The sequence below is a fragment of the Nonomuraea sp. NPDC049709 genome (assembly GCF_040674815.1).
Lineage (GTDB): Bacteria > Actinomycetota > Actinomycetes > Streptosporangiales > Streptosporangiaceae > Nonomuraea.
In genome coordinates this window covers 1-6,145 of record NZ_JBFANM010000179.1, presented here as the reverse complement: position 1 = coordinate 6,145, position 6,145 = coordinate 1, and the positions used below count along the sequence as shown (strand labels likewise).

Here is a 6,145-nt window from a genome sequence, read left to right as displayed (position 1 = left end):
GCTCTTCCTCACCACCGAGGCCGTCATCGCCGAGAAGCCCGAGAAGACCCCCGCTGCTCCGGCCATGCCGGGTGGCGGCGACATGGACTTCTAGGCCCGGCACCCGATCCGCATGTGTCCGGGGACGGCGGCGGACCTTCCCCGGACGCGGCGGAAAGAGCCGCCCGGCGACGTACGCGGCCGCGACCAGGCCGTCTCCAAAGGAGGCGGCCGAGGCCACCGGCAGGCGCTCGAACTGGCACGCGCCGAGCCCGACCGCCGCTACCGACACGCCGCCCGGCCGGGAGGTCAGCGCCTGACGCCCGGCCGTCCCGAGGCAGGTCAGAGGGTGTCGAGGAAGCGCAGCAGCGCCGTGTTCACCTCGTCGGGGCGCTCCTGCTGGATCCAGTGACCGGCTCTGTCGATCACCACGTGGCCGCGCAGGTCTGACGTGATCTCCGTGATCCGGTCAGTCCTCATGAACGACCCCACGGGGTCCTCCGAGCCGATGACGAACAGGGAGGGCACGTCGATCGTCCGGTCCTGGAAGCGTTCGGCCAGCGCCCAGTTGCGATCGAGGTTGCGGTAGTAGTTGAGCCCTCCGGTGAATCCGGTGGCGCGGAACGTCTCCGCGTACACGCCGTCCACGTCGAAATCCCGAAGGATGGCGAAGAGCTCTTCCTCGGGAACCTCCGGCTCCTGGAAGCGCAGCATGTAGAAGTCGTCACCGAGCCGCTTGCGCATGATCTGCGTCGGCGGCGCCGCGGAACGCCGGGTGGGCGGGACGCTGAGGCCCGCGACGGCCCTCGTCCTGCCGGGGTACGCCAGCGCCAGGTGCCACACGACCGAGGCGCCCCAGTCGTGGCCGACGAAGACGGCCTGCTCCTGGCCTTCCGCGTCGAGCAGCCCGATCAGGTCGGCGGCGAGGGTGAAGACGTCGTACGCCTCGACCTCGGCCGGCCTGCTGCTCCCGCCGTACCCGCGCATGTCTGGCACGATCACCCGATAACCGGCGTCAGCCAGGGCGAAGATCTGGTGCCGCCAGGAGAACGCGAGTTCCGGAAAGCCGTGCGCGAGGACGACGGCCGGGCCCTGGCCGTGCGCGAAGACACGGAGCTCGATGCCGTTGGTCGCCACCTGCGTGGGAGTGAGCTGGTGCCACATGAGTTCCATTATGGGCGGCCGGCGAAGCCGTCCCGGGATTTCCTTCCGTACCGATGTCGAGAAGCTCCCGATCGCTCCGACCAACCGGAGAAACGTCGAGAGAACAGGAAATTTCGGATATGCGAGTCAACCGGGCATGGCTGGGACTGGGCGTCCTCGCGCTGCCGACATTGCTCGTCGCGATGGACACGACGGCGTTGCTCCTGGCGCTCCCCCAGCTGAGCGCCGACCTGGGTGCCACCAACGTCCAGCAGCTGTGGATCAGTGACAGCTACGGATTCATGGTGGCCGGGCTGGTCATCACGATGGGCACGCTCGGCGACCGGATCGGCCACCGGAGGCTGCTGATGATCGGCGGAGCGGCGTTCGCGGTGCTGTCGGTCGTGGCCGCGTTCTCGGCCGGCCCGCTGATGCTGATCGTCGCGCGTGCGCTGCTGGGCGTCGCCGGCGCGACCCTGGCGCCGTCCGCCCTCGCCTTGATCACCGACATGTTCCGCGGCGAACGGGAGCGCGGGCAGGCCATCGCGATCTGGGCCACGTGCCAGTTCACCGGTGGCGCGCTCGGCCCCGTGCTGGCCGGGTTCCTGCTCCAGCACTTCTGGTGGGGATCGGTGTTCCTGGTCGCCGTGCCGGCGATGGCGGTGCTGCTGCTCGCCGGGCCGATCCTGCTGCCGGAGTCCCGCGGCGACCGGGCCGGCCGGCTGGACCTGGCCGGCGTGGGGCTGTCGCTCGTGGCGGTGCTTCTCATGGTCTACGGCTTCAAGCAGCTGACCGTCGAGAGCGTGCCCGTCGTGCCCGCGGTGGCCCTCGCCGCCGGCGCGGCCGTCGGGTTCGTGTTCGTACGCCGGCAGCTGCGGCTGGAGACGCCGCTGCTGGACCTGCGCCTGTTGCGCAGCCGCCCGTTCACGGCCGTACTCGTCGGGCTGGTCTTCGCCGGGGTCGCCATGGCCGGCACGGGCCTGATGGTGACCCAGTACCTGCAGAGCGTGCTGGGCTTCTCGCCGCTGGCGTCGGCGGTGCTGTTCGCGCCGATGGGCCTGGGCGTGGCGGTCGGCACCATGACGGCGCCGGCGCTGGCCCGGCGGGTGAAGCAGACGACCGCGATCGCCGGCGGGCTGGCCACGTCGGCGCTGGGCAGCCTGCTGCTGGCCGGCGCCGACGGTGCGCTCGCCCTGCCGCTGGTGATGACCGGCATCACCGTGCTGGCGCTGGGCACCGGCCCGCTGTTCGCGCTGGGCACCGGGCTGGTCGTCGGGTCCGTGCCGCCGGAGCGGGCCGGGTCGGCGGCGTCGATGTCGGAGACCGGCAACTACTTCGGCGGCTCGCTCGGCTTCGCGCTGCTCGGCGTGCTGGCCGCCGTGGTCTACCGCAGCCGGACGGACGGCACGTCCGACTCGCTGGCCGGCGCGGTCGCCGCCAGCCGGCACCTGCCCGCCGACCAGGGCGCGGAGCTGCTGCACACCGCCCGGGAGGCGTTCACCGCCGGCCTGCACGTCACCGGCATCGTCGCCACGGTCATCTTCGCCGCGCTGGCCGTGCTGATCCTGACCATGCGCCCGGCGTCCCCGTCCACCCCGGCCGTACTCCCCGACTACGAGGCGACCCGCTCGTAGTCGGGGCCGAGTGCCTCTCAGAAACCGATCAGCTCCGGCACCTGTTCGAAGGGCCGCAGCATGCCGGGCAGGGTGGCGCACAACCGGGCCGGCGTGCCGGGTGGCAGCTGGAGGCGGACCTCGAAGGTGGTCTCGGTCTCCAGCGCGTCGGCGGCCTCGGGAGTCAGCTCCAGCCGGAGCGTCGCCCCCGGCCGCCTCCGTGGCCGGCGCGACGGACCCGCCAGACCGTTGCGCGGCCGGACGCCAGGCGCGGGCAGCAGCACCGGTACGGCCGCGGCCGCGATCCGCCATACCTGCGCGCCGGCGCGCCGCCTGGCCGCCGCCTCGGGTGCGTTGACCATCCCGGTTGGATGGTGCTGATCGTGTTCGGTCGGACCGGCCGGGGGGCAGGCACATTCCCGGGGGAAGCCACGGCCGGGTTGACCCCGAAGGGGGATCGAAAATAGGTTGACCAGAAAAGTGATCGATCACTCTTTGGGTCGTCCAAGGGAGTCCCGCATGCCTGCCTCACAGTCCCCGGTCCGTGTCGCCGTCGTCGGCGCCGGGGGCATCGCCACAGCCTGCCATCTGCCCGCCCTGGCCGCGGCCGGTGACGCCGTCCAGGTCGTCGCCGTCTGCGACGTCGATGCCGCCCGCGCCGACGCGCTGGCCGTGGCCCACGGCATCCCCGGCCGTCACACCGACCTGGCCGCGATGCTGGCGGTGGAGAGCCCTGACCTCGTCGTGGTCGCCACCCCGCCGGTCGCACATCGCGAGACGGTGATCGACAGCCTCGACGCCGGGGCATGGGTGTGGTGCGAGAAGCCGCCGACGTTGTCGCTCGCCGAGTACGACGAGATCGCCGGCCACGAGAAGGACGGCGGCCCCTACGCCAGTTACGTCTTCCAGCACCGCTTCGGCAGCGCGGCGGCGCGGCTGCGGCAGCAGATAGCCGGCGGCGAGCTGGGCACCCCGCACGTCGCCGTGTGCAACACGCTCTGGTACCGCGGCCACGACTACTTCGAGGTGCCCTGGCGCGGCAAGTGGGAGACCGAGGGCGGGGGCCCCACCATGGGGCACGGCATCCACCAGATGGATCTCCTGCTCAGCCTGCTCGGCGACTGGCACGAGGTGCACGCCGTGGCGGCCACGCTGGGCCGCCGGGTCGAGACCGAGGACGTATCGCTCGCGATCGTCCGCTTCGCCAGCGGCACCCTCGCCTCGGTGGTCAACAGCGTCCTGTCGCCTCGGGAGACGAGCTACCTGCGCTTCGACTTCACCGACGCCACGGTGGAGGTGGAGCACCTGTACGGCTATGAGAACTCGCACTGGCGCTGGACCCCCGCCCCGCATGTCACCGACCCCGGCACGATCGCCGGATGGGAGCCCGCCGACAACACGCCCAGCTCGCACCGCGCCCAGCTCACCGCCCTGCTGGCCGCCCTGCGATCCGGCGTACGGCCCCCGGTGAGCGGCGCCGACGGCCGGCGCGTCATGGAGCTGATCACCGGCCTCTACCAGTCGGCCATCACCGGCCGTCCCGTCACCCGTGCCGAACTCGACGCCACCAACCCCTTCTACCACTCCCTCAACGGCGGCGAGCCGCAGGCCGCCACCGCCCTCCTTCAGCAGAAGGCGCCCCACCATGCCTGAGCCGAAACTCACCGCCCGCGACGAGGACGACAAGGCCCTCATCATCACCGCCGGCGACGTGGACATCGCGCACTACGTCTACCGGCCCGACGCCCCCGACGCCGAAGCGCCCAAGCCCTACCTGCATCCCATCCGCAGCCTGTCCGGCGCGCCCCTGTCGGTCTACCGGCCGCACGACCACCGCTGGCACAAGGGCCTGCAGATGACCTGGGCCCACCTGTCGGGGCAGAACTTCTGGGGCGGCCCCACGTTCTCGGTGGAGCGCAACTACCACTGGCAGGACAACCTCGGCCACATCAACCACACCGCCTTCACCGACGTCTCCGCCGACGGGCAGCGGGTCACGGTCGCAGAAGACCTGCGCTGGATCTCGGCGCAGGGCGAGCACTGGATCACCGAGGAACGCCGCCAGCTCTTCCACAGCGTGGACGCCGAACGCGGCTTGTGGGCGCTCGACTTCACCACCGAGCTGCGCAACGTCCGCGGCGCCACCCTGCATTTCGGCAGCCCCACCACCCATGGCCGGCCGATGGCCGGGTACGCGGGCTTCTTCTGGCGTGGCCCCAGGTCCTTCACCGGCGGCACGATCATCGCCGCCGGCGGACAGGGCGGCGAGGAGATGATGGGCCGGCAGGCCCCGTGGCTGGCCATGGTCGGCCGGCACGACGAGATCGACGGCGGCGGCACGGTGCTGGCCGTCGCCGGGCACTCCAGCGCGCCCGTGCCGATCAAGTGGTTCGTCCGCAGGGAGGCGTTCGCGGTGATCAGCCCCTCCCCCTCCTTCGACGAAGAGATCGCGCTGGCCGACGGCGACACTCTCGATCTCGCGCACCGCTACGTCTTCATCGACCGCATGTGCGACCGGGCCGAACTGGAGGAACTCGGGGCGGAGTTCGCGCTGTGATCCCGTTGTTCCCTGGCGGCACCTCGATCAGCGATCTGGCGGTCTACGACTGGGAGTGCGCCGACGGGGTGCACGGCGGCACGCCGCACCTGCACACGGTCTCGACCGAGGCGTACGTCGTGACCGCGGGACGCGGCGAGGTGCACACGCTGAGCGCCGCCGGCTTCGCCCGCGACCGGCTGGAGGCGGGCACGGTGTTGTGGTTCTCGCCGGGGACGATCCACCGCCTGGTCAACGAGGACGGCCTCCGGCTGGTCGTGATCATGCAGAACGCGGGCCTGCCCGAGGCCGGGGACGCCGTGCTCACCTTCCCCGCCGAAATCCTGCGCGACCGCGACGCCTACCTCGCCGCGGCAGCTCTGCCGGCGGAGGGCTCCGAAGACGAACGGGCGGCGGCCGCCCGGGCCCGGCGCGACCTGGCCGTCACCGGTTTCCGCCAGCTGCTGCACGACGCCGGGGAACGTGGCGGGCAGGCGCTGGCGGACTTCCATCGGCTCGCGGCTGCGATCGTCCAGCCTCGGGCGGCGGCCTGGGCCGAGCTGTGGAACGAGACGGTCGCAGCCGAGACCGAACGCACCCGGGAGCAGCTCATGGCCGTCGCGGACGGCGACCCTTCTCACCTGGGGCAGGCCACCGTCGTGCGCACCATGCCCAGGCCAGGTCAGCGTGCCTTCGGGATGTGCGGACGGCTGCGGACCTGGACGCCCCTGCCCGCGACCTGATCCGGGTCTCCGGCACGCGCCGCGGCGCGTGCCGGAGACCCGGCCTGTGGGGGGCGGCGCCGCGGGTGGCGGTAGGGGTCAGGGGGCGCGGGGGGGATTTGACCCCCCCCGGCCCGGCCGGGGCGGGGGGC

The 6,145-nt window shown here is 72.2% G+C and carries 6 protein-coding genes; 4 read left to right on the top strand and 2 right to left on the bottom strand.

Translation table 11 applies throughout. The annotated features are described in order from the left end of the window. Positions 1-321 precede the first annotated feature (321 nt). The gene (locus AB0J69_RS61270) at positions 322-1,143 is read right to left on the bottom strand and encodes an alpha/beta hydrolase (protein ID WP_364138512.1); all 822 of its coding nucleotides are present in this window, start codon (positions 1,141-1,143) and stop codon (positions 322-324) included. A gap of 119 nt (positions 1,144-1,262) precedes the next feature. Here AB0J69_RS61270 and AB0J69_RS61265 point away from each other — a divergent pair, with 119 nt between their 5' ends. Beyond that, entirely contained in the window at positions 1,263-2,756 is a 1,494-nt protein-coding gene (locus AB0J69_RS61265; RefSeq protein WP_364138509.1) for an MFS transporter, read from the top strand. 17 nt (positions 2,757-2,773) lie between these two features. Here AB0J69_RS61265 and AB0J69_RS61260 read toward each other — a convergent pair whose 3' ends face one another. Then, positions 2,774-3,097 carry a hypothetical protein gene (locus AB0J69_RS61260; RefSeq protein ID WP_364138506.1) on the bottom strand — a complete coding sequence of 108 codons (324 nt, stop codon included), beginning with the start codon at positions 3,095-3,097 and terminating at the stop codon, positions 2,774-2,776. Between the two features lie 157 nt (positions 3,098-3,254). Here AB0J69_RS61260 and AB0J69_RS61255 point away from each other — a divergent pair, with 157 nt between their 5' ends. Genes AB0J69_RS61255 through AB0J69_RS61245 form a run of 3 tightly spaced genes read left to right on the top strand, consistent with a single transcriptional unit; the run spans position 3,255 to position 6,014 of the window. Next, a complete protein-coding gene (locus AB0J69_RS61255) occupies positions 3,255-4,388 on the top strand; it encodes a Gfo/Idh/MocA family oxidoreductase (protein WP_364138503.1) in 1,134 nt (377 codons plus the stop codon). Beyond that, positions 4,381-5,292, top strand: coding sequence for a PmoA family protein (locus AB0J69_RS61250; RefSeq protein WP_364138501.1), 912 nt, complete (start codon positions 4,381-4,383; stop codon positions 5,290-5,292). Before AB0J69_RS61255 ends, AB0J69_RS61250 begins: the two co-directional genes overlap by 8 nt. Next, the gene (locus AB0J69_RS61245; protein WP_364138498.1) at positions 5,289-6,014 is read left to right on the top strand and encodes a cupin domain-containing protein; all 726 of its coding nucleotides are present in this window, start codon (positions 5,289-5,291) and stop codon (positions 6,012-6,014) included. Before AB0J69_RS61250 ends, AB0J69_RS61245 begins: the two co-directional genes overlap by 4 nt. Positions 6,015-6,145 lie beyond the last annotated feature (131 nt).